General features: G+C 67.5%; 21 protein-coding genes and 2 riboswitches. Of the genes, 13 read left to right on the top strand and 8 right to left on the bottom strand.

Going from position 1 to position 21,316, the window contains the following annotated elements; all coding sequences use genetic code 11:
- Positions 1–50 precede the first annotated feature (50 nt).
- Positions 51–848 carry a class I SAM-dependent methyltransferase gene (locus AC1REK_RS02700; protein ID WP_492267283.1) on the bottom strand — a complete coding sequence of 266 codons (798 nt, stop codon included), beginning with the start codon at positions 846–848 and terminating at the stop codon, positions 51–53.
- 93 nt (positions 849–941) lie between these two features.
- Between AC1REK_RS02700 and AC1REK_RS02695 the strand changes: the two genes are divergently transcribed.
- The 8 genes from AC1REK_RS02695 to AC1REK_RS02660 all read left to right on the top strand — a co-directional run bounded on the left by AC1REK_RS02695 (position 942) and on the right by AC1REK_RS02660 (position 8,471).
- Positions 942–1,439 carry a DUF721 domain-containing protein gene (locus tag AC1REK_RS02695; RefSeq protein ID WP_316018638.1) on the top strand — a complete coding sequence of 166 codons (498 nt, stop codon included), beginning with the start codon at positions 942–944 and terminating at the stop codon, positions 1,437–1,439.
- 88 nt (positions 1,440–1,527) lie between these two features.
- Entirely contained in the window at positions 1,528–2,145 is a 618-nt protein-coding gene (locus AC1REK_RS02690) for a DsbA family protein (protein ID WP_316018639.1), read from the top strand.
- A gap of 27 nt (positions 2,146–2,172) precedes the next feature.
- Positions 2,173–5,628, top strand: a complete 3,456-nt coding sequence (locus AC1REK_RS02685; RefSeq protein WP_492267284.1) for a chromosome segregation SMC family protein — start codon at positions 2,173–2,175, stop codon at positions 5,626–5,628.
- 221 nt (positions 5,629–5,849) lie between these two features.
- Entirely contained in the window at positions 5,850–6,200 is a 351-nt protein-coding gene (locus AC1REK_RS02680) for an AtpZ/AtpI family protein (protein ID WP_066468160.1), read from the top strand.
- A 40-nt stretch (positions 6,201–6,240) separates the two neighbouring features.
- On the top strand, positions 6,241–7,002 hold the full coding sequence (locus AC1REK_RS02675) for a F0F1 ATP synthase subunit A (RefSeq protein ID WP_066468157.1): 762 nt from the start codon (positions 6,241–6,243) through the stop codon (positions 7,000–7,002).
- A 63-nt stretch (positions 7,003–7,065) separates the two neighbouring features.
- Entirely contained in the window at positions 7,066–7,293 is a 228-nt protein-coding gene (locus AC1REK_RS02670; RefSeq protein WP_066468155.1) for a F0F1 ATP synthase subunit C, read from the top strand.
- Positions 7,294–7,342: 49 nt separating this feature from the next.
- Positions 7,343–7,984: a F0F1 ATP synthase subunit B family protein gene (locus AC1REK_RS02665; protein WP_327523249.1), complete on the top strand. Its 642-nt coding sequence runs from the start codon at positions 7,343–7,345 to the stop codon at positions 7,982–7,984.
- 10 nt (positions 7,985–7,994) lie between these two features.
- Entirely contained in the window at positions 7,995–8,471 is a 477-nt protein-coding gene (locus tag AC1REK_RS02660; RefSeq protein ID WP_316018642.1) for a F0F1 ATP synthase subunit B family protein, read from the top strand.
- 381 nt (positions 8,472–8,852) lie between these two features.
- Here the strand turns inward: AC1REK_RS02660 and AC1REK_RS02655 are convergent, their stop codons facing one another.
- The 7 genes from AC1REK_RS02655 to AC1REK_RS02625 form a co-directional block, all read right to left on the bottom strand.
- The gene (locus AC1REK_RS02655) at positions 8,853–10,133 is read right to left on the bottom strand and encodes a L,D-transpeptidase family protein (protein ID WP_492267285.1); all 1,281 of its coding nucleotides are present in this window, start codon (positions 10,131–10,133) and stop codon (positions 8,853–8,855) included.
- A gap of 135 nt (positions 10,134–10,268) precedes the next feature.
- Positions 10,269–11,843: an aminomethyl-transferring glycine dehydrogenase subunit GcvPB gene (gcvPB, locus tag AC1REK_RS02650; RefSeq protein ID WP_492267286.1), complete on the bottom strand. Its 1,575-nt coding sequence runs from the start codon at positions 11,841–11,843 to the stop codon at positions 10,269–10,271.
- Positions 11,843–13,183: an aminomethyl-transferring glycine dehydrogenase subunit GcvPA gene (gene gcvPA / locus AC1REK_RS02645; protein WP_492267287.1), complete on the bottom strand. Its 1,341-nt coding sequence runs from the start codon at positions 13,181–13,183 to the stop codon at positions 11,843–11,845. Before gcvPA ends, gcvPB begins: the two co-directional genes overlap by 1 nt.
- 156 nt (positions 13,184–13,339) lie before the next feature.
- Positions 13,340–13,714: a glycine cleavage system protein GcvH gene (gene gcvH / locus AC1REK_RS02640; protein WP_327523253.1), complete on the bottom strand. Its 375-nt coding sequence runs from the start codon at positions 13,712–13,714 to the stop codon at positions 13,340–13,342.
- A gap of 29 nt (positions 13,715–13,743) precedes the next feature.
- On the bottom strand, positions 13,744–14,907 hold the full coding sequence (gcvT, locus tag AC1REK_RS02635) for a glycine cleavage system aminomethyltransferase GcvT (protein ID WP_492267288.1): 1,164 nt from the start codon (positions 14,905–14,907) through the stop codon (positions 13,744–13,746).
- A gap of 57 nt (positions 14,908–14,964) precedes the next feature.
- Positions 14,965–15,059, bottom strand: a riboswitch (glycine riboswitch).
- A gap of 4 nt (positions 15,060–15,063) precedes the next feature.
- Positions 15,064–15,163, bottom strand: a riboswitch (glycine riboswitch).
- Between the two features lie 196 nt (positions 15,164–15,359).
- On the bottom strand, positions 15,360–15,968 hold the full coding sequence (locus AC1REK_RS02630) for a hypothetical protein (RefSeq protein ID WP_316018648.1): 609 nt from the start codon (positions 15,966–15,968) through the stop codon (positions 15,360–15,362).
- Entirely contained in the window at positions 15,965–16,474 is a 510-nt protein-coding gene (locus AC1REK_RS02625) for an invasion associated locus B family protein (RefSeq protein WP_316018649.1), read from the bottom strand. The genes AC1REK_RS02630 and AC1REK_RS02625 overlap by 4 nt, the downstream gene beginning before the upstream one ends.
- Before the next feature lie 424 nt (positions 16,475–16,898).
- Between AC1REK_RS02625 and coxB the strand changes: the two genes are divergently transcribed.
- The 5 genes from coxB to AC1REK_RS02600 all read left to right on the top strand — a co-directional run bounded on the left by coxB (position 16,899) and on the right by AC1REK_RS02600 (position 21,299).
- Complete coding sequence (gene coxB / locus AC1REK_RS02620; RefSeq protein WP_316018668.1) at positions 16,899–17,729, top strand: cytochrome c oxidase subunit II; 831 nt, start codon at positions 16,899–16,901, stop codon at positions 17,727–17,729.
- A 53-nt stretch (positions 17,730–17,782) separates the two neighbouring features.
- A complete protein-coding gene (gene ctaD, locus AC1REK_RS02615; RefSeq protein ID WP_316018650.1) occupies positions 17,783–19,417 on the top strand; it encodes a cytochrome c oxidase subunit I in 1,635 nt (544 codons plus the stop codon).
- Positions 19,418–19,568: 151 nt separating this feature from the next.
- On the top strand, positions 19,569–20,522 hold the full coding sequence (locus tag AC1REK_RS02610) for a heme o synthase (RefSeq protein ID WP_316018651.1): 954 nt from the start codon (positions 19,569–19,571) through the stop codon (positions 20,520–20,522).
- Positions 20,522–20,713 (top strand): cytochrome c oxidase system small membrane protein, encoded by a 192-nt coding sequence (locus AC1REK_RS02605; RefSeq protein ID WP_316018652.1) that lies wholly within the window; start codon positions 20,522–20,524, stop codon positions 20,711–20,713. The genes AC1REK_RS02610 and AC1REK_RS02605 overlap by 1 nt, the downstream gene beginning before the upstream one ends.
- Positions 20,714–20,717: 4 nt before the next feature.
- Positions 20,718–21,299, top strand: coding sequence for a cytochrome c oxidase assembly protein (locus AC1REK_RS02600; protein WP_492267289.1), 582 nt, complete (start codon positions 20,718–20,720; stop codon positions 21,297–21,299).
- Positions 21,300–21,316: the final 17 nt, after the last annotated feature.

Here is a 21,316-nt window from a genome sequence, read left to right as displayed (position 1 = left end):
AAAAGGCCGGTTCGCGGACCGACTTCCGGATGCGGAGACGCCACGGCCACTCAGGCCGGTTTGCGGCTGAGGAAAAGTCCGGTCTGCTTCTCGACCTCGAGCACGCCGCCACCCCGCCGAAACGCCTCCGCGATCGCGTGACGAAGACTGGCGAGCTCGGCTAGGCCGGCGGTGTCGCCCGGTGGATAGGAGGTCAGCGCCAGAAACACATCCTCAGGATCGGTGATCCGCAGCCGCGCCGGGTGCTGCGCCATCGTTACATTGCCGAACCGCGCGGACATCAGCTGCTCGGCGCCGTCATATCCGAAGGCGAGGGCCGAAGGGTCGACAGGGGATGAGCCGAGCGTCGTCGCAAGGGCATAGAAGCCGCGCATGTTGCCGACGCCGTTCGTGGTCACCGCGAGATGGCCGCCGGGCTTCAGCACGCGATGCATCTCGGCGATCCCGCAGGCGGGGTCAGGCAGATGATAGAGCATGTGCATCGCGACGACCGTGTCGAAGCTGTCGTCGGCGAAAGGCAGCGCCATGGCGTCGGCCTGCTCGGCGCGGAGCACGGCGAAAGCACCGGTCCGGCACCGCTCCTGCGCTTCCGCGACCATGCCCGGCGAGAAATCCACAAGCGTGAGATCCAGCCCTTCCGGCAGTTGCTCGGCAGCCGCAGCCCAGAACCAGCCGGGCCCGCAGCCGACATCGAGCACGCGCTGGCCTCTCGCGAGCGGCAGGTGTCCGGCGACCCAGGGAAACCAGCTTTGCTCGGCGACCATGTACTGCGTGTGGAGGCGCGCCCGCGCCGTCAGCTTGCGGCTGTCGCCATACTGGCTGGCATTCTCCTGCGCCGACACAGCCATTCCGGCCTGCTCCATGCTTGAACGTTTGCTCGGCTCGATAACCGCTCGCCGGATCAGCTTGCCATGCCCCCGGCTGCTCGCGCAAAATGGGTGATGGCCGCAAAACCTCTCGCCGAACTGATCGATGACTGCCTCGCCCCGGCGCTGGCGGCGCAGGGCTTCGCCGGGCGCTCGGTCGTGACCTTCTGGCCGGAGATCGTCGGCGAGCGCCTGGCCGAGCGAACGCGGCCGCTGAAGATCGACTGGCCGCGTCGGCGCAACGCGCCCGGCGAGACGGCCGATCCGGCGACGCTGGTGGTCCGCGTCGAGGGCGCCTTCGCGCTCGAGATGCAGCAACTCGGGCCGCTCGTGCTAGAGCGGGTCAACACCCATCTCGGCTGGCGCGCCGTCGGCAAGCTCGTGCTCAAGCAGGGCCCGGTCGCCCCGCCGCCCCGCCCCCAGCCTCCGGCGCCGCCGGACGCGGCCACCCTCGCCCGGATCGCGGCCCAGGTTGCCCAGGTCGAGGATGACGGCCTGCGCGAGGCGCTGGCGCGGCTGGGGCAGGGAATCGCACAGCGCCGGCGGGACGCCCGCGACGACACGGCTTCGTGAGCGGAGCAACCGCGGCGTGAACCGGTCTTGCCACAATCCTCGTGGCCATTATGGTCCGCACCCTGTCATTGCCATCAAGGAATTACCCATGACCAGCCGCCGCCAAGTGATGCTCGGCACCGCCGCCTTGGCACTTTCTCCCCTCCTGGCCGGCCATGCTGCGCAGGCGCAGGACATCGGTGTCGCAAGCCCTCTCGGCGATGTCTGGCTCGGCAAGCCCGACGCCAAGGTCTCGATCATCGAATACGCCTCGCTGACCTGCGGCCACTGTGCCACCTTCCACCGCGACACCTGGCCGGCGCTGAAGGCCAAGTACATCGACACCGGCAAGGTCCGCTTCCTGCTGCGCGAGTTCCCGCTCGATCCGCTGGCCACTGCCGGCTTCATGCTGGCGCGCTGCAACGGCAACGACAAATACTACCCGATGACCGATCTGCTGTTCGCGCAGCAGCGCAACTGGGCCTTCACCGAGAAGCCGGTGGATGCGCTGTCGACGATGGTGAAGCAGGCCGGTTTCACACAGGAATCCTTCGAGGCCTGCCTGAAGCGGCAAGACATCTACGAGGCCGTCAATCAGGTTAAGGAGGGCGGCGCCAAGGCCGGCGTCGACTCGACCCCGACCTTCTTCATCAACGGGCAGAAGCGTTCCGGTGCACTCAGCATCGCCGAATTCGAGAAGATCATCGAGCCGCTGCTCGGCAGCTGATCTCGCGGCAAAGCCTGAGGCGCGCCGATGCATCTGACGCGCCTCAAGCTCGCCGGCTTCAAGACCTTCGTCGAGCCCACGGAATTCCTGATCGAGCCGGGGCTGACCGGCATTGTCGGGCCCAATGGCTGCGGCAAGTCCAATCTTGTCGAAGCCCTGCGCTGGGTGATGGGCGAAAGCTCGTTCAAGAACATGCGCGGCTCGGGCATGGACGACGTGATCTTCGCCGGCTCATCCGAGCGGCCGGCGCGGAACATGGCCGAAGTCGCCCTCACCCTCGACAATAGCGACCGCAAGGCGCCGGCCGCCTTCAACGACGCCGAGGTGCTGGAGGTGACGCGCCGGATCGAGCGCGAGGAAGGCTCGACCTACCGCGTCAACGGCAAGGAGGTCCGGGCCCGCGACGTCCAGCTGCTCTTCGCCGACGCCGCCACCGGCGCGCGCTCGCCGGCGCTGGTGCGTCAGGGCCAGATCAGCGAGATCATCGCTGCCAAGCCGCAATCGCGCCGGCGCATCCTGGAGGACGCCGCCGGCATCGCCGGCCTGCACAGCCGCCGCCACGAGGCGGAGCTGCGCCTGCGCGGCGCCGAGGACAATCTCACCCGTCTGGAGGACGTACTCGCCGCGATCGACGGCCAGGTCGACGCGCTGCAGCGGCAGGCGCGACAGGCCTCGCGCTATCGCAGCCTCGCCGCCGACATCCGGCGCGCCGAGGCGGTGCTGGCACTGATCGCCCATGACGAGGCGCGCGAGCAGGACGCGCTCGCCGGGCGTGCATTGGAGGCGGCGGTCCGCGAGGCCGCCGCGCGCACCGGCGTCCAGGCCGAAGCCTCGCGCCTTCAGGCAATCGCCGCCCATGCCCTGCCGCAGCTGCGCGAGAACGAGGCCGCGGCCGCCGCCGCCCTCGTCCGGCTGAAGCGGGGGCTCGACGAGCTCGAAGCCGAGAACCGGCGCGCCAAGCAGCGCAGCGAGGAACTCGGCAAGCGCCTGACCGAATTGCAGGCCGATCTCGGCCGCCAGGAGAATCTCGGCAAGGACGCCACGCAGTCGCTGGCGCGGCTGACGGAAGAGGACGAGGCCCTGCGTCGCGAGGCGGAGGCAGCGGCGGCGGCCGGTCCATCGGCGGAGTCCGGGCTGGCTGCCGCCGAGATGCGGCTCAACGCGGCCGAAGCCGAGCATGCGGCGGTCCAGCAGCGCCTGTCGGAACTGACGGCGCGGCGCGGCGCCCTCGAGCGGACGATCCGCGAAGCCCGGGAGCGCGAGGCCCGTCATGCCGTCGAACGCGACCGACTGCTGCGCGACCAGGCGGCGCTCGATCAGGATGGTACGGCAGCGACCCTGGACGGGCTGCGCCGCGAGGTCACGGCCGGCGAGGCGGCGATGCGGGCTGCCGATCGCGCCGCCGCCGCGGCACGGGCCGCATTGGCAGCGGCGCGCGACGAGGAAGCGCGGCTGCGGACGCCGCTGGCTGACGCGGACCGTGCGGCGCAAAGGCTCGATACAGAAGCCCGAACGCTCCAGAAGCTGCTTGCGCCGGCAAGCGGCGGCAGATGGCCGGCGATCCTCGACGTGATCACCGTGGCCAAGGGCTACGAGGCAGCCCTCGCCGCCGCCCTGGGCGACGACCTCGATGCCTCGGCCGACCCGGCTGCACCTGCGCATTGGGACGATACCGGCGCCGGCGATTCCGACCCTGCCTTGCCCGAGGGGGTCGAAAGCCTGAGCCGCCATGTGCGCGGTCCCGCCGCCCTGCTGCGCCGACTGCGCCAGATCGGCCTCGCCACCGCGAACGACGGGGCCCGCCTGCGCGCTCTGCTGCTGCCCGGCCAGCGTCTGGTATCGCGCGAAGGCGATGTCTGGCGCTGGGACGGGCTGACCAGCGCAGCCGAAGCGCCTTCGCCCGCAGCCCGCCGGCTCAGCGAGAAGAACCGGCTCGGCGATCTCGAAATCGAGGTGCAGCGCGCCCGCGAAGCCGTCGAGCAAGCCCGCGCCGGGCTCGGCGCGGCGACGGAGCAGGCCCGCAGCGCCGGCCAGGAGGAGGCGAAGGCGCTCGAATCGGTGCGCGAAGCCCGGCGCCGGCTCGACCAGACGCGCGAGCGCGCCGCCGCGGCCGAGCGCAAGGCGAGCGAGACGGCTTCGCGCCGCTCGGCCCTGACCGAAGCCATAGGCCGGCTCGGCCAGAGCATCGGTGATGTCGGCGCCCAGGCCGAAGCTGCAGCGAAGGACCTTGCCGCGCTGGCACCGGCCGTGGAGCTGGAGAATGCGCTGCTGACGGCCCGGGCCGAGCTCGCCGAGCGCCGCACCGCCGCATCGGAAGCCCGGGCATTGGTGCAGACCCGGGCACGCGAGACGGAGCTGCGCGCCCGCCGGCGCGAGACGATCGCTCAGGATATCCGCGCCTGGCGCGAACGGGCCGGCGCCAGCGAACAGACCGCCGCCGAGACCCGGCGCCGAATCGCTGCGGCGACGGCCGAGCGTCAGACCCTGCTCGATGCACCAGACACCTTCCTGGTCGAGCGCCGGCGCCTCCTCGCCGAGATCGAATCGGCGGAACAGGCACGCAAGGCCGAAGCCGACAAGCTCGCAGCCGGCGAATCGGCGCTCGCCGAAGCGGACAGGCAGGCCCGCGCAGCGCTCGAAGGTCTTGCAGGCGCCCGCGAAGGCCGGGCCAGCGCCGAGGCCCGGCTGGAAGCGGCAAGGCAGCGCCTCGCCGACATCTCCCGCCAGATCGTCGAAGGGCTCGATACCGACATTCCCGGCTTGCGCGCTCTGGCGGGAATCGCGCCCGGAGGCCCCCTGCCCGAGGCGGAAGGCGTCGAGCGCCGGCTTTCGGGCCTCAAGGCCGAGCGCGAGCGCCTCGGAGCCGTCAATCTGCGAGCCGAGGACGAGCTTTCGGAAGTCCAGGGCAAGCGCTCGGGCCTGGCGAGCGAACGCGACGACCTGACCGAGGCGATCAGGCGCCTGCGCCAGGCGATCGGGGCGCTGAACCGCGAAGGCAGGGAGCGGCTCCTTGCCGCATTCGAGGTCGTCAACGGCCATTTCCAGCATCTCTTCGGCGTGCTGTTCGGCGGCGGCATGGCCGAGCTCTCGCTGGTCGATTCGGAAGACCCGCTCGAGGCCGGGCTCGAGATCATCGCCCGGCCGCCGGGCAAGAAGCCGCAGGTCATGACCCTGCTCTCCGGCGGCGAGCAGGCGCTGACCGCGACAGCGCTGATCTTCGCGGTGTTCCTGACCAATCCCTCGCCGATCTGCGTGCTCGACGAGGTCGACGCGCCGCTCGACGACGCCAATGTCGAGCGCTACTGCGACCTGCTCGACGAGATGGCACGCAACACCGCGACGCGCTTCATCCTGATCACCCACAACCCGATCACCATGGCGCGGATGGACCGCTTGTTCGGTGTCACAATGGCCGAGCGCGGGGTCAGCCAGATGGTCTCGGTCGACCTCGATACCGCCGAGCGCATCCGCGAGGCCGTCTGAATTCGGGCAGAATCCGCGCCACAATGCAGCAAAAATGCCGCACCCCGGCAAAATATATAATTACTTCAATTAGTTGAATGCCAAAGCCCCGCCTTGACAGCCGTATGGGGGGCCAATAAAGGAGGCCGTGCTGACGACGGCTCGGTGATCGGGCCGGGAAGGGTGTGCGAAGGTTTTTGGCGTGACCGTGCCGAATTCACGGTCAAACGAAGAGGCCCGGCATGTCCGAACCGGACAAGACACCTGGTGATCCGGAGTTGCGCACGAGACTGGAATCGCTCTCCGCCGCCTTGCGGCAGACCGGCAAGGCCGAAGAGGCCAAGGTCGAAGCGGAGAACAGGGACAAGGTGCTTGCGGGCGCGATGTCCTCCGGCTTTCGCGCGGCGACGGATCTCATTGGCGGCGTCATCGCAGGTGGCCTGATCGGCTATCTGGGCGACCGGTGGCTGGGAACCTCGCCGTTCCTGCTGATTGCCTTCCTGGTAATCGGCACCATCGCCGGTTTCCGGTCAGTCTATCGACTGGGAGCGCGGCCGACCTCCGGACGGGCGCAGAACGCTCCCAAGGATTGAGTTTTTCGCGGCCAAGTGCCGCATTGAGAGGGTTGAGAGAATGGCGGCCGGCGGCGGTATCGATCCGATCCACCAATTCGAGATCAAGCCGATCGTCGGCCTGAAGCTCTTCGGACTCGACCTTTCCTTCACCAATTCCGCGCTGTTCATGGTGCTGACGGTCGCCGTCATCGCGCTGATCACGCTGTTCGGCTCGCGCCAGCGCGCCACCGTGCCCGGCCGGCTGCAGTCGCTCGCCGAGATGTCCTACGAGTTCGTCGCCTCGACGCTGACGGGCGTGATGGGCAAGGAAGGGATGCGCTTCTTCCCCTTCGTCTTCTCGCTGTTCATGTTCGTGCTGACCGCGAACCTGCTCGGCATGATCCCCGGCTCGTTCACCGTCACCAGCCACATCATCGTCACCGCCGCCTTCGCCTTCCTGGTGATCGGCGTGGTGCTGGTCTATGGCATCGTCAAGCATGGCAGCCATTTCTTCGGCCTGTTCGTGCCCAAGGGTGCGCCGGGCTGGCTGCTGCCCTTCATGGTCCTGATCGAGGCCGTGTCCTTCGTTTCCCGCCCGATCTCGCTGTCGCTTCGTCTGTTCGGCAACATGCTGGCCGGCCACGTCGCGCTCAAGGTGTTCGGCGGCTTCGTGGTGATGATGACCGGCACGATCGGCGTCGGCATCGTGCTCGCCCCGCTGCCCATGCTGCTGGCGATCGCGCTCACCGCATTCGAGTTCCTCGTCGCTTTCCTGCAGGCCTACGTCTTCACGATCCTGACCTGCGTCTATCTCAACGATGCCCTGCACCCCGGCCACTGAGGCCAGCAGGTATCGCGAGAGTTAAACACCCCCTACCGCCCTAAGTTCACTCGGAGAAAGACCATGGATTTCACTGCCGCCAAGTACCTCGCCGCCGGTATCGCCTGTCTCGGCATGGGCCTCGCGGCCATCGGCGTCGGCAACATCTTCGGTCAGTTCCTGTCGGGCGCCCTGCGCAACCCGTCGGCCGCTGACGGCCAGTTCGGCCGCGCCTTCATCGGCGCCGCGCTCGCCGAAGGTCTGGGCATCTTCGCGTTCGTCGTGGCCCTGATCCTGCTGTTCGTGGTCTGAGGACGACGACTTCATTCGCTCCCGCAGGGCCTTCGCGTCCGGCGGGAGCGTGTCTAATCCGATCAGCCTGAAAGGCGTCGTGATGCATATCGGCATTGCCACGAACCTCCTCCGGACGATTGCTGCAACGGCGCTGGTCGCTGCGGCTTTCGCCCTGCCGGAGGTCGCGCTCGCGGCGAGCGATACCGGCGCTGCCAAGGGCGCCTTCCCGCCCTTCGACAGCAAGACCTATCCCAGCCAGCTGTTCTGGCTCGCCGTCTCCTTCGGTGCGCTCTACTGGCTGATGTCCAGGGTGGCGCTGCCGCGTATCGGCGGGATTCTCGCCGACCGCGCCGCGGCACTGTCGCGCGATCTCGATGAAGCGGCCGGCGCCCAGGCGAAGGCGGAAGCCAGCGCGAAGGCCTATGAGCAGGCTCTGGCGCAGGCCCAGTCCCGCGCGCAGGGCATCGCCCAGACCGCCCGAGAGACCAGCGCCAAGCAGTCGGACGAGCGCCGCAAGGCGGTCGAAGCCGAGCTCTCGGCGAAGGCCGCCCAGGCGGAAGCGTCGATCGGCGCCGCCAAGGCGAAGGCGATGGAAAGCGTCCGCGATCTCGGAGCCGAAACGGCGGCCGCGATCGTCGAGAAGCTGACCGGCAAGGCGCCGAGCGCGGCCGAGGCGGCGAAGGCCGTCGACACCGCTCTGGCGCGTTGAGGAGAAACTGATGGATACTTTCTGGGTAGGCATCGCGTTCTTCATCTTCATCGCGATCGTCGTCTATGTCGGCGGTCACAAGAAGATCCTCGCCGGGCTCGACGCCCGCGGCGAGCTGGTCGCCAAGGAACTGGCCGAGGCGCGCCGCCTGCGTCACGAGGCGGAGCAGCTGCTCGCCGAGTACGAGGCCAAGCGCAAGGCCGCCGAGGCCGAGGCCGAGACCATCGTCGCCAACGCCAAGGAGGAGGCCGAGCGCCTCGCCAAGGACGCCGAGGCGAAGCTGGCGGAGTTCGTGACCCGGCGGACCAAGTCGGCCGAGGACAAGATCGCCCAGGCCGAAAGCCAGGCGACCGCGGAAGTCCGCGCCGCTGCCGCCGAGGCCGCCACCCAGGCTGCCGAGGTAATCCTGCGCGGCCAGGTCGCAGGCAAGGCGGGCGCCGATCTCGTCGCCGCCGGCCTCAAGGACGTCAAGGCCAAGCTCAACTGAGCCGCCACGCGCAAGCGACTGAAACGAATGAGAACGCCGCGGTCCAAGGACCGCGGCGTTTGCGTTTGGGACAGCTGCATTCTCGACCAAGCGCGCTCGTCATCCGCCGGGCAAGCACACGAAGCGCCGTAGCTTCAGCGGGACACTGACTTTGCCTTTTGCTGCTGCGCTGGGAACGGAATCTGGTTCCGAACGAGCTGACATTCCGGACAAGCCGCCAGGCGGCGCAGCTCCGGAATCCCTCCTAAAGCAGCGGCGCCTTGCGGATGGCTTCCGGCATTCCGCTTCGCTCAAGCCGGAATGACGAGGCGGCTGGATCGGCGTGCGATCCGTTGGACCCGGAAGCCTTCGCGCACGCGCCGGACGCCCCCTGCCCCGCCTCTACTGGATCGCTACGGCGGTCGGAACGATCGGCCGCGGCGCCGGGATCGGCGTCACCGCCGGCCGTGGGGCGACTGGCCTTGCCGCTGCAGCAGGTACGGCCGCGGGCTTGGGCTTCGGCTTGCGCGGCTGGATCGTCGAGGTGACGATGCCCTGTGGGGTATCGAGCCCGTAGATGTCGTCGCGGAACTGCACCAGCCCGGCAGCATCCTGCCAGCCGGTCATGTAGACCCAGGCGACCGGAACCGGCTTCTTCAGCACGATGTTCTTGCGCTCGCCCTTGGCGATCTCCGCCTCGATCGCCGGCAGGTTCCACTCCGTGCCTTCCAGCAGCCAGCTCGCGAGATCACGCACGCCCTCGATGCGGGCGCAGCCCGAGGAGTTGAAGCGGACATCGTTGCGGAACAGCGTCTTCTTCGGCGTGTCGTGCATGTAGACCGCCTCGCCATTCGGCATGTCGATCTTCATCTGGCCGAGGGAGTTGGTCGGGCCGGGCTCCTGCCGGACATAGAAGTAAGGGTTGGTCAGGCTGGCCCAGTTGACGCTGGCCGGGTCGATCTCGCGGTTCTCGGCGCCGAGCAGCTTCATGTTCGACTTGGCGATGAAACTCGGGTCCTTGCGCATATGCGGGATGATGTCGGCCTTCACGATCGACATCGGCACCGTCCAGTACGGGTTCAGGTTGACCGAAGTGATGCTGGTCTGGAGCACCGGCGAAGGCCGGTCCGGCCGGCCGACGATGGCGAGGTGACGGCGCTGGACGATGCCGCCCTCGACCGCCTCGGCGCTCGCACCGGGGATGTTCACCACGACATAACGCTCGGTGAAGTTGAAGCCGTTGCCCTTGAGGCGTTCCAGTGTCGCGGTGAGCTGGTTGAGGCGGACCTCGACCGGCACGTTCAACGCCTTCAGGGTCAGGCGGCCGACGGTGCCGAGTTCCGAGAGGCCATGGCGCTTCTGGAAGCGCTTCACCGCCGCGACCACCGCCTCGTCATAGATGTCGCCCGGCAACGAGGCGGGCGGCAGGTCGCCGCTCAACATCAGGCGCTGCTTCAGCAGCGCGACGTCGGGCCCTTGCGAATCCGGCTTCAGCGCGGTCGCGCCAGCCGGCACTTTCGGCCAGCCGCCGCGATTGGCGATGTCCTCATGGGTGATCAGCGCCTCGAGCGTGCGGTCATAGGTCTTCGGACCATAGCCCGGCTCCTCGGCCCGCGAAGCCGTCAGCATCGCCGCGAAGGCGACGGCGGCGGCGAAAGAATGGCGAAGGCGAACGCACTGCATGAGCCGATCCCAGCGTGCGAGAATACGCACGGAACCAAGCATTCCTCGCACATGGTCAAGGAAGCCTTAAGGCAGGCGCAAACAGGTTACGAAAGGGCAGAGGCGGGAGCGCTTCGGCCCCGCCCCTGAAAAATTCTACTCCGCGGCTTGCTTGACCGGCGCGGGCTTTTCCCATTTCAGCACCGGCTGGCGGGCGGCCCTGGTCTCGTCGAGACGGCGGATCGGCGCGTGATGCGGAGCAGCGGTGAAGCGGCTCTTGTCGTTGCCCTTGGTCGCGATGGCGAGATCTCGCAGCGTGGCGACGAAGAGATCGAGCGCCGCCTTCGACTCCGACTCGGTCGGCTCGATCAGCATGGCGCCATGGACGACGAGCGGGAAATACACCGTCATCGGATGGTAGCCCTCGTCGATCATCGCCTTGGCGAAGTCGAGCGTCGAGACGCCGGTGCCCTTCAGCCATTCGTCGTCGAACAGCACCTCGTGCATCGAGGGGTGGTCCGGGAAGGGCAGCGACATCAGGTCGGACAGGCTGGCGCGAATGTAGTTGGCGTTCAGCACGGCGTCTTCCGAGGCCTGCTTCATGCCGTCGGCGCCATGGCTGAGCATATAGGCGAGCGCGCGGACATACATGCCCATCTGGCCGTGGAAGGCGGTCATCCGGCCGAACGGGTCGTTGCCCTCCGGCGCGTCCGACTTGTGCTCGACCAGGCGCGGGCTATCGCCCTCGACATGGATAAACGGCACCGGCGCGTAAGGCGCCAGCCGCTCCGACAGCACGACCGGGCCGGCGCCCGGCCCGCCGCCGCCATGAGGGGTCGAGAAGGTCTTGTGCAGGTTGATGTGCATGGCATCGACGCCGAGATCGCCCGGACGGGCCTTGCCGACGATCGCATTGAAGTTGGCGCCGTCGCAGTAGAAATAGGCGCCAGCCTCGTGCAGCGCCGCCGCGATCTCGACGATCTCAGGCTCGAAGATGCCGCAGGTGTTGGGATTGGTCAGCATGATCGCGGCGACGTCCGGGCCGAGCAGCGCCTTGACGTCCTCGACCGCGACGGTGCCGTCCGGACGGGCCGGGACGGCCTTGACCGAGAAGCCGATCAGCGCCGCCGTCGCCGGGTTGGTGCCGTGCGCCGACTCGGGCACGAGCACGACATTGCGGGTCGCGCCCTCGCCCTTGGCCTCGATCGCGGCCTTGATCGCCATCATGCCGCAGGCCTCGCCATGGGCGCCGGCCTTGGGCGAAAGCGCCACCGCCGGCATGCCGGTCAGCGTCATCAGATAGCGGGCGAGCTCCAGCATCAGTTCGAGCGCGCCGGGCACGGTCGAGACCGGCTGGAGCGGATGCACGTCGGAGAAGCCCGGCAGGCGCGCCACCTTCTCGTTGAGGCGGGCATTGTGCTTCATCGTGCAGGAACCGAGCGGGAAGAGCCCGGTATCGATGCCGTAGTTCTTCTGGCTGAGGCGCACATAATGGCGCATGGCCTCGGGCTCGGAGAGGCCGGGCAGACCGATCTCACCCTGGCGGGCATGCTTGCCGAGCCGGCTCTTGAACGGCGCCGGCTTGTCGATGTCGACGCCGGTCGACTCGTGATGGCCGATCTCGAAGATCAGCGGCTCGATCTGCTGAAGGGCCTTGTTGCCGGTGAAAGTCTCGTGGCTGCGGCTCTCGGCCTCGCCGGCGGCAGTCGGGCGTCCCTGACGGTTCAACATCACAGCACCTCCGCGAGCGCCGCCACGAAGGCCGCCCGGTCCTCATCCGTGTTCACTTCGGTATTGGCGACGATCAGGAGATCGTCGAGCCCGGCGCCCGGCAGCAGGCGCGAGGCCGGCACGCCGGCCAGGATGCCCTTGGCGGCGAGCGCCTCGACCACCTCGGCAGCGGGCTTGGCGAGCTTCAGCGTGAACTCGTTGAAGAAGCTCTCGTTGAGCACGTCGACGCCCTTCACCCCCGCAAGCGCATCGGCGAGCTTCACGGCATTGGCGTGGTTGACCTCGGCGAGCCGGGTCAACCCGGCCTGGCCGAGCAGCGTCATGTGGATCGTGAAGGCCAGCACGCAGAGGCCGGAATTGGTGCAGATGTTCGAGGTCGCCTTGTCGCGGCGGATGTGCTGCTCACGGGTCGAGAGCGTCAGCACGAAGCCGCGGCGGCCATCGGCGTCGACGGTCTCGCCGCAGAGCCGGCCCGGCATCTGGCGGACATATTTCGACTTGGCGGCGAAGAGGCCGACATAGGGACCGCCGAAATTCAGGGCGTTGCCGATCGACTGGCCCTCGCCGACGACGATGTCCGCGTCCTGGGCACCGGGCGGGACGACCGCACCGAGCGATACGACCTCAGTGAAGACCGCGATCAGAAGCGCGCCATGGGCATGCGCCTTCTCGGCGATCGGCTTGAGATCGCGCAGATTGCCGAAGACGTCCGGCGACTGGACGACGACGCAGGAGACGCTGTCGTCGATCGCGGCGAGAATGTCCTCGGTGGCGCGAACGTCGGGCTTCAGCGCCACGACCTCGTCATTGGCCATCTCGGAGAGGGTCTCGACGACCTGGGTGTAGTGCGGATGCAGGCCGCCGGAGAGGACCGCCTTGCGCCGCTTGGTGACGCGATGCGCCATCAGCACCGCCTCTGCCGTACCGGTCGAGCCGTCATACATCGAGGCGTTGGCGACCTCCATGCCGGTCAGCGCCGCGACCTGGGTCTGGAACTCGAACAGGTATTGCAGCGTGCCCTGGGCGATCTCGGGCTGATAAGGCGTGTAGCTGGTCAGGAACTCCGAGCGCTGGATCAGATGGTCGACCGTCGCTGGGACATGGTGCTTGTAGGCCCCTGCCCCGACGAAGAACGGCACTGCGCCGGCAGCCGTGTTCCTGGCCGACATCCTGCCGAGGATGCGCTCGACCTCGAGCTCGCCCTTGGCACGCGGCAGATCGAGCGGCTCCTTGAGCAGCTTGCCTTTCGGCACATCGGAGAAGAGCGCATCGACATCGGGCACGCCGATGCGCGCCAGCATGTCCTCGCGGTCGGTATCGGTCAGGGGCAAATAGCGCATGGAGGTTCCGTTCTCCGATACGGTCGAGGACCGTTCAAAAACTGCATGGTCGTCCCGGGCGACCGGAGGGAGACCCGGGACCCATGCCGGAACCGTTCAGGCATGGGTCCCGGAACTGCGCCGCTGCGCGGCTTGTCCGGGACGACCCGGTGAGGGTCAGAGCGTCTTGACGTAGTCCTGGTACTCGGCCTCGCTCAGCAGGCCTTCGAGCTCAGCTGGGTCCTTGAGCTTGATCTTGACGAACCAGCCCTTGCCGGCGGGGTCCTCATTGACCGTGCCGGGAGCGGCTTCGAGCTCGCTGTTGACGGCGACGATCTCGCCGGACACCGGAGCATAGACCTCGGACGCCGCCTTGACGCTCTCGACGACCGCCGCCTCGGCGCCCTTCGCCAGCGACTTGCCGATCGCCGGCAGCTCGACGAAGACGACGTCGCCGAGCTGGCCCTGGGCGAAGTCGGAGATGCCGACCGTGCCGGTGTCGCCCTCGACGCGGATATATTCGTGGTCCTTGGTGTAGCGGGTCTCGGCCATGGTTTTCCTCCGGCGAATTGGTGTGAAGCTCAGCGCTTGTAATGGTTGGGAACGAAAGGCATTGCGGCGACGGTCGCCGGCAGCGGCTTGCCGCGCACGATCAGGTCGAGCTTGGTGCCGGGAGCGGCATGTTCCCTGGCGACATAGCCCATGGCGCAGGGGCCGTTCAGGGTCGGGCCGAAGCCGCCCGAAGTGACCTTGCCGACGATGGTGCCGTCGGCGAGCGCGATCTCGGCGCCCTCGCGTGCGGGAGCCCGCCCTTCCGGCAACAGGCCGACGCGGACCCGCGCCGTGCCTTCGGCGAATTCGCGCTGGATGCGGGCCGCGCCCGGAAAACCGCCTTCCTCGCGCCGACGCTTCTGGATCGACCAGTTCAGCCCGGCCTCGACCGGCGAGGTCTCCGTGTCGATGTCATGGCCGTAGAGGCAAAGCCCCGCCTCGAGACGCAGCGAATCGCGGGCGCCGAGACCGACCGGCTTGACGCTGGCGTCGAGCAGGAGCGCATCCCAGAGCTCGCCGATACGGTCGGCCGCCGCGGAGATCTCGTAGCCATCCTCGCCGGTATAGCCGGAGCGGGTGATGTTCGCCTTGACGCCACCGAGCTTGAGGGTGCGCGCCGACATGAAGCTCATTTCCGCGACTTCGGGGTTGAGCGCCGCCAGCGCCGCCTCGGCCTTCGGCCCCTGGAGCGCGATCAGGCCACGATGCTCGGCCCGGATCAGCTTCACATTGGCCGGCAGGCGCGCCTCGATATGGGGATAGTCGGTCAGCTTGCAGGCGGCGTTGACGACGAGCAGCAGCGCGCCATCCTCGTCGGGATCGGCTGAGCGCGTCACCATCAGGTCGTCGAGGATGCCGCCCTCCTCGTTCAAGAGCTGGGTATAGCGCTGCTTGCCGGGCTGGAGGTTGACGATGTCGGCGGGGACCAGCGCTTCGAGCGCGCGCGCCGTGGTCTCGTGATCGGGCCCGATCAGGAAGGCCTGGCCCATATGCGAAACGTCGAACAGACCGGCATTCTCGCGGGTCCAGACGTGCTCGGTCAGGATGCCGCTCGGATACTGTACCGGCATGTCGTAGCCCGCGAACGGCACCATGCGGGCACCCAGCGCGACATGGCGGGCATGAAGCGGGGTCCTGAGCAGCGGCTCGGCGTTTGCGGAGTTTCCGTCGGCCTCTTGGGCTTCGGCAGCCATGGCGTCCCTTCCAGAATCGAGCGCGAGCCCCGAACGGAATCGTCCGGAGCGCGCCCCCTCTGTCTCGGGACCTGAGAGATTTCCCTGCGAGCCTAGGCCTGCAGGTTACCCCCGTCGGTGGGCGAGCCTTTACGGCCCGCCGCTTTCCAGAGCGCCAATTCCCACGCGGTCCGTTTGCCTGAGCGTTTCCGGGGCGGTTGCGCCTTCGGCGCCGGGGTCGAACAAGTCCGATCCCGGTCTCTCCCGCGGGGATGATGCGGCTGAAGCAGCAATAGCTGAGAGCGGTCTTAAGTCAATCGAGGCACGGCTCGGAGGCAAGCCTGTCCACGATCACCTTTGGCACATGGCGCGCCCACAAAAGCATCGGGCCGAGACGTCCAATTCACGTCCCGGCCCGATAGCCGATCACAGCGATGGCCCGCTTTTTCGCGTCCAGCCGGACACGTGGCGGCCTAACGGCGACGGCGGCGGGCCGGATCGGCTCCGCCCACGCCGAGCGATACGACGATCTCCGTCTCGCCGGAACCCGGCGGAACGACGATATTGTCCTCGACATGCGTGAAATCGGCTCCGGACTGGCCGGAAGAGAGCGTCGCGCCGACACGCGAGGCGCGCCGGGCGAGGACCTGGCCGTTGCGGATCACCTGCGTCGTCAGGGTGGCGGTGTGGCTGCCCGAGCCGCCGGCCGGGCCCGCCAGCACGCGCCCTTCGACGCCGACCTTGAGGGTGAAGCCGCCACCGGGCCCGGTCGCCTTGCACTCGCGAGCGACATTCTGGATCGAGATCTGATGGCGCAGGCTCGCGCTGTCGGGACCGGTCTGGGCCCGGATCGCGGCGCCCCCGTCGGCGATGATGACGGCCGGGCAGATCAGCTCGTCCTCGGCATCCTTCGGAAGCTGGTCGACCGGCGGCGGGGTCGTCGACTGGAAGGCCAGGATATTGCCGAACTTTTGCATCGCGCTCGGCTCGCCGGTGGAGTTCGACGAACCGCAGCCTGCGAGCGCGACGGCGAGCACGGGCATAATGAGCCAGGTCTTACGGCCGGTAAGCATATCAATCACGGCAGGGCCTCCACGCCCGGGCCGAATCCATTCAGCGAAACCGGGATACCGACGCCTTCCTCGGGAGTCTGGAAGACAATGAATGTTGCGCTCTTGCCGCCCTTGAGCTGGCCGAGCAGCGTGTCGTCGATCACCACCTCGGCGACGCAGCCGGTGGTCAGGCAGCGCACGAAGCCGGCGCGGCCGATATCGTTGTTGTCGATCTTGAGGCCGAGGCCCGAGGGCAGCAGCACGCCGAGCGGCGCAACGACACGCAGCAGCCGACTCTTCTGATCGGCGGTCTTGAGCACGATCACCAGGAGCGTCAAATTCGGCCTGTCCTCGGCCGCGACGTTCTGAACCAGCGCGCATTGCTCGGTCTTGGCGCCCGGGGGCACCTCACAACGCAATTGCCAATCGCCATGCGTAGCGCGCACCGCGCCCTGCGCCTGCGCCGGCAGCGCCGTGGCGCAAAGCCAGCCAGCAGCCGCCAGGGCTGCGGCGGCGAGGCCAAGAAGTTGGCGCATCCCTGTCATTCCTCTCTATCGGGGCGCCGGGCGCAAGCGGCGACGGCGGCCGGGAGATCTCTTCAATCGCGACGTGCGTTGGGACCATGTGGTCCCTTTCCTGTCAAGACGAAGCATTCCTTCGGCGGCCGAGACTCACTTGCGAAAGCTGGATCTGAGCGATGACGGGCGTGCCTGCGTCCCTGCGCCTCGCGTACTTATGCCGCACGGCCCTTGCGCCAGCCTATCATTGCCCCACTGGCGCAAGCGTGATCTTTGATTTATCGCAATGCCGAAGAACAAGGGGCGGCCCGCAAGGGCTGCCTGGACGCGTGCAAGCCGACCCAGGCGGAACCGGGGGCCGGCACGGCATCACAGGAGCTATGTCGGACCGATGCGATTTGTGACCTCGACCCTCAGGGACGCCGCCGCGGCCGTCGCCGCGATGCTGATTGCGTTCTTCCCGGCCGCCGCATCGGCCCAGAACGGCATGCCGCAGCCCTGGCAGATTAATCTCCAGCCCGCCGCGACCGAGGTTGCGACGTTCATCCACTGGTTCCACGACTGGATCAACGTCCTGATCTTCGTCATCTGCATCTTCGTGCTCGGGCTGCTGATCTATGTGGCCTACCGCTTCAACGAGCGCCGCAATCCGGTGCCGGCCAAGACCACCCACCACGCCCTGCTCGAGGTCGCCTGGACCATTATCCCGGTGCTGATCCTGGTCGTGGTCGCGATTCCCTCCTTCCGCCTGCTCAAGCTGCAGCTCGAGGTTCCGAAGGCCGACATCACCGTGAAGGTGACCGGCAAGCAGTGGTACTGGTCCTATGAGTACCCGCAGGATGGCGGCGCCTTCGGCTTCGATTCGCTGATGCTCGACGAGAAGCAGCGCGCCGAGGCGATCCAGTCCAAGAAGATCGCCGAATCCGAGGCTCCGCGCCTGCTCGCCGTCGACAACGAGGCAGTGGTTCCGGTCGGCAAGATCGTGCGCGTGCAGGTCACCGCCGCCGACGTCATCCACAAGTTCACGGTTCCGGCCTTCGGCGTGAAGATCGACGCCATTCCGGGCCGCCTCAACGAAACCTGGTTCCGGGCCGATCGCGAAGGTATCTTCTACGGCCAGTGCTCGTTCATCTGCGGGCAGAACCACGCCTATATGCCGATCGCCTTCCGGGTCGTCAGCGCCGAGCGCTACGCCGCCTGGCTCGCGGAATCGAAGCAGAAATTCGCCAATGCGGCCGATGCCGCCGGCAAGGTCGCCGACGCGACCCGCTGAACCCGATTGACTTGAACTCACGCGAACCGATTTCGCAGGAGGAGACGAACCTCATGGCCACCTCGGCTCCCCACGCCCAGGGTTACGGGCACGACGACGCCCACGCACACGCCCATCCGACCGGATGGCGGCGCTGGCTGCTCTCGACCAATCACAAGGACATCGGCACGCTCTACCTGATCTTCTCGATCATCGCGGGCCTGATCGGCGGCTTCCTGTCGATCATGATGCGTATCGAGCTGCAGGAGCCGGGGCTTCAGATCTTCGCCAACGGCCAGAGCTACAACGTCTTCGTCACCGGCCACGGTCTGATCATGATCTTCTTCATGGTCATGCCCGCGGTCATCGGCGGCTTCGGCAACTGGTTCGTGCCGCTGATGATCGGCGCGCCGGACATGGCCTTCCCGCGGATGAACAACATCTCGTTCTGGCTCACGGTCTCGGGCCTCGTGCTGCTGCTGATCTCGCTGTTCACCGAAGGCGCCCCGGGCGCGAAAGGCGCGGGCACGGGCTGGACGGTCTACCCGCCCTTCTCCTCGGCCGGCCATCCCGGCCCGGCGGTCGACTTCGCGATCCTGGCGCTCCACCTCGCCGGCGCGGCCTCGATTCTCGGCGCGATCAACTTCATCACCACGATCCTGAACATGCGCGCGCCCGGCATGACCATGCACAAGATGCCGCTGTTCGCCTGGGGCGTGCTGGTCACCGCCTTCCTGCTGCTGCTGTCGCTGCCGGTTCTCGCCGGCGCCATCACCATGCTGCTCACCGACCGCAATTTCGGCACGACCTTCTATGATCCGGCCGGCGGCGGCGACCCGGTGCTCTACCAGCATCTGTTCTGGTTCTTCGGCCACCCCGAAGTGTACATCATGATCCTGCCGGCCTTCGGCATCGTCAGCCACATCATCTCGACCTTCTCGAGGAAGCCGATCTTCGGCTATCTCGGCATGGCCTATGCGATGGTTGCGATCGGCGTCGTCGGTTTCATCGTCTGGGCCCACCACATGTACACGGTCGGCCTTTCGCTCAACACGCAGCGCTACTTCGTCTTCGCGACGATGGTCATCGCGGTTCCGACCGGTGTGAAGATCTTCTCCTGGATCGCGACGATGTGGGGCGGTTCGCTGCGCTTCACCGCGCCGATGATCTGGGCGATCGGCTTCATCTTCCTGTTCACCGTCGGCGGCGTCACCGGCGTCGTGCTGGCCAATGCCGGTCTCGATCGCTCGCTGCATGCGACCTACTACGTGGTGGCGCACTTCCACTACGTGCTGTCGCTGGGCGCGGTGTTCGGCATCTTCGCCGGCTTCTACTACTGGTTCCCGAAGATGAGCGGCTACGTGATCCCGGACTGGATCGGCCGCCTGCACTTCTGGATCGCCTTCATCGGTGCGAACCTGCTGTTCTTCCCCCAGCACTTCCTCGGCCTCGCCGGCATGCCGCGGCACTATGTCGACTATCCCGACGCCTTCGCGGGCTGGCACTTCTGGTCGTCGATCGGCTCCTACATCTTCGCGGCCGGCCTGCTGGTCTGGATCTACGGCGTGATCGTCGCCTTCACCAGGAAGGAACTGGCCGGCGACAATCCGTGGGGCGAAGGCGCGACGACGCTGGAGTGGACCCTGTCCTCGCCGCCGCCCTTCCACCAGTTCGAGACGCTGCCGCGGATCGCAGGCTCGGACCACTAAGAACAAAGCGGCGGCGGGCCAGTCCCGCCGCCGCCCTTCTCCCGAGAGCCTTGAAGGGGCTTTCCGGAGGCGGGCGGCGCCCAGCCCCCAGAGTTCTGAAGTTCACGGCCCGCTGTGGCCCCCCTAGAGACGAGACGAAGACCAAGTACCGATGTCTGCTGCGTTCGATCAGATCGCCCCGCACCGTGATGGCGCCGCTCCGACCTCCACCGGGGAGGCCGGTGACTATTTCGCGCTGCTGAAGCCGCGCGTGATGTTCCTCGTCATCGTGACGGCGCTCGGCGGCATGGTCGCAGCGCCCGGCTCGGTGAACCCGATCATCGGCTTTGCCGCCCTGCTCGCGATCTCGGTCGGCGCCGGCGCGTCGGGCTGCCTCAACATGTGGTGGGATGCCGATATCGACGCCGTGATGACGCGCACCGCCAACCGGCCGATCCCGGCCGGGCGCATCCTGCCTTCGGAGGCTCTCGCCTTCGGGCTCACGCTCTCGGTCGGCTCGGTGCTGGTACTCGGCCTCGTCGCCAACCTGCTCTCGGCGGCGATGCTTGCCTTCACCATCTTCTTCTACGCCGTCATCTATTCGATGTGGCTGAAGCGGGCGACGCCGCAGAACATCGTCATCGGCGGTGCGGCCGGCGCCTTCCCGCCGATGATCGGCGAGGCCGTGGTGACCGGCGATTTCGGCATCACCTCGATCGTTCTCTTCGCCATCATCTTCCTGTGGACGCCGCCGCATTTCTGGGCACTGGCGCTGGTCAAGTCCGGTGACTACGCCCGCGCCGGCATCCCGATGCTGCCCAACGTCGCCGGCCCTGCCGCCACCCGGCGCCAGATCGTCGCCTATACCTTCGCGCTCGCTCCAGTCGCGGTGCTGCCGGCGCTGATGGGCTTCGGCGGCGCGATCTACCTCATCGTCTCGGTCGTGACCGGGCTGATGATGATCGCGCTCTCGCTGCGCGTCCTCAAGGTCACCGAAGGGGACGCGGCCTACAAGGCGGCCTATCAGCTCTTCGGCTTCTCGATCCTCTACCTCTTCCTGCTCTTCGCCGTTCTGCTGGCAGAGAACGGACTCGGCCTGATGTGGGCCCTGCCCAAGGTGCTGTGATGAGCGAGAAGCCACAACACCAGCCCGCGCCTTCGAAGCCCGAGCCGCCGGCGCCCTTCTCGCCGGAGGACATGGCAAGGCGCAATCGTCGCTCGATCGCGCTCGCGCTCGTGCTCGCGGGCCTCGTCCTGTTCTTCTTCGTGGTGACCCTGGCCAAGACCGGCCCGGCGATCCTCAACCGTCCTCTGTGATGCGATGACAGACGCTTCCGCCAAGAACCGCCGCATCGTGCTGATCTGCAGCGGCGTCGTGCTGGGCATGACCGGGCTCTCCTTCGCCGCCGTGCCGCTCTACGACATGTTCTGCAAGGCGACCGGCTTCGGCGGCACGCCGATGGTCGGCACCGCCGGCGCGAACCGCGTCATCGACCGGACGATCGCGGTGCGCTTCGACGCCAATGTCTCCCCTGCCCTGGGCTGGCGCTTCGACGCCGAGCAGACCGAAATCACCGCGCGTGTCGGCGAGACGCAGACGGTGTTCTACAAGATCACCAACACCTCGTCCCGACCCGCAACCGGGATCGCGACCTACAACGTCCAGCCGTCCCAGGCGGCGGCGCATTTCGTCAAGATCCAGTGCTTCTGCTTCACGGAGAACACGCTGCAGCCGGGCGAAAGCATCGAGGCGCCGGTCGTGTTCTATATCGACCCCGAAATCGAGGCGAACCGCGAGCTCGCGAGCCTGAAGTCGATCACCCTGTCGTACACCTACTTCCCGTCGAAGTCCGGGCAACCGGTCGCGGAAAGCAAGGGTGACGCCGCCAAATCAAGCCTATAAGCAGCAAGCCAGCGCGC

It is taken from the genome of Allobosea sp. GW823-FHT02B03 (assembly GCF_058797755.1).
Note: the sequence above shows the minus strand (reverse complement) of the source record. Positions and strands in the feature narration are given on the sequence as shown.

Bases quoted from the DNA above. Each gene is read 5' to 3' on its own strand.
- gcvH (WP_327523253.1), bottom strand. From the start codon at position 13,714: ATGGCCGAGACCCGCTACACCAAGGACCACGAATATATCCGCGTCGAG.
- coxB (WP_316018668.1), top strand. From the start codon at position 16,899: ATGCTGATTGCGTTCTTCCCGGCCGCCGCATCGGCCCAGAACGGCATG.
- AC1REK_RS02605 (WP_316018652.1), top strand. From the start codon at position 20,522: ATGAGCGAGAAGCCACAACACCAGCCCGCGCCTTCGAAGCCCGAGCCG.
- gcvPA (WP_492267287.1), bottom strand. From the start codon at position 13,183: ATGCGCTATTTGCCCCTGACCGATACCGACCGCGAGGACATGCTGGCG.
- ctaD (WP_316018650.1), top strand. From the start codon at position 17,783: ATGGCCACCTCGGCTCCCCACGCCCAGGGTTACGGGCACGACGACGCC.
- AC1REK_RS02675 (WP_066468157.1), top strand. From the start codon at position 6,241: ATGGCGGCCGGCGGCGGTATCGATCCGATCCACCAATTCGAGATCAAG.
- AC1REK_RS02695 (WP_316018638.1), top strand. From the start codon at position 942: ATGGCCGCAAAACCTCTCGCCGAACTGATCGATGACTGCCTCGCCCCG.
- AC1REK_RS02670 (WP_066468155.1), top strand. From the start codon at position 7,066: ATGGATTTCACTGCCGCCAAGTACCTCGCCGCCGGTATCGCCTGTCTC.
- AC1REK_RS02685 (WP_492267284.1), top strand. From the start codon at position 2,173: ATGCATCTGACGCGCCTCAAGCTCGCCGGCTTCAAGACCTTCGTCGAG.
- AC1REK_RS02600 (WP_492267289.1), top strand. From the start codon at position 20,718: ATGACAGACGCTTCCGCCAAGAACCGCCGCATCGTGCTGATCTGCAGC.
- gcvPB (WP_492267286.1), bottom strand. From the start codon at position 11,843: ATGTTGAACCGTCAGGGACGCCCGACTGCCGCCGGCGAGGCCGAGAGC.
- AC1REK_RS02680 (WP_066468160.1), top strand. From the start codon at position 5,850: ATGTCCGAACCGGACAAGACACCTGGTGATCCGGAGTTGCGCACGAGA.
- AC1REK_RS02625 (WP_316018649.1), bottom strand. From the start codon at position 16,474: ATGCGCCAACTTCTTGGCCTCGCCGCCGCAGCCCTGGCGGCTGCTGGC.
- AC1REK_RS02660 (WP_316018642.1), top strand. From the start codon at position 7,995: ATGGATACTTTCTGGGTAGGCATCGCGTTCTTCATCTTCATCGCGATC.
- AC1REK_RS02700 (WP_492267283.1), bottom strand. From the start codon at position 848: ATGGCTGTGTCGGCGCAGGAGAATGCCAGCCAGTATGGCGACAGCCGC.
- AC1REK_RS02610 (WP_316018651.1), top strand. From the start codon at position 19,569: ATGTCTGCTGCGTTCGATCAGATCGCCCCGCACCGTGATGGCGCCGCT.
- AC1REK_RS02655 (WP_492267285.1), bottom strand. From the start codon at position 10,133: ATGCAGTGCGTTCGCCTTCGCCATTCTTTCGCCGCCGCCGTCGCCTTC.
- gcvT (WP_492267288.1), bottom strand. From the start codon at position 14,907: ATGGCTGCCGAAGCCCAAGAGGCCGACGGAAACTCCGCAAACGCCGAG.
- AC1REK_RS02690 (WP_316018639.1), top strand. From the start codon at position 1,528: ATGACCAGCCGCCGCCAAGTGATGCTCGGCACCGCCGCCTTGGCACTT.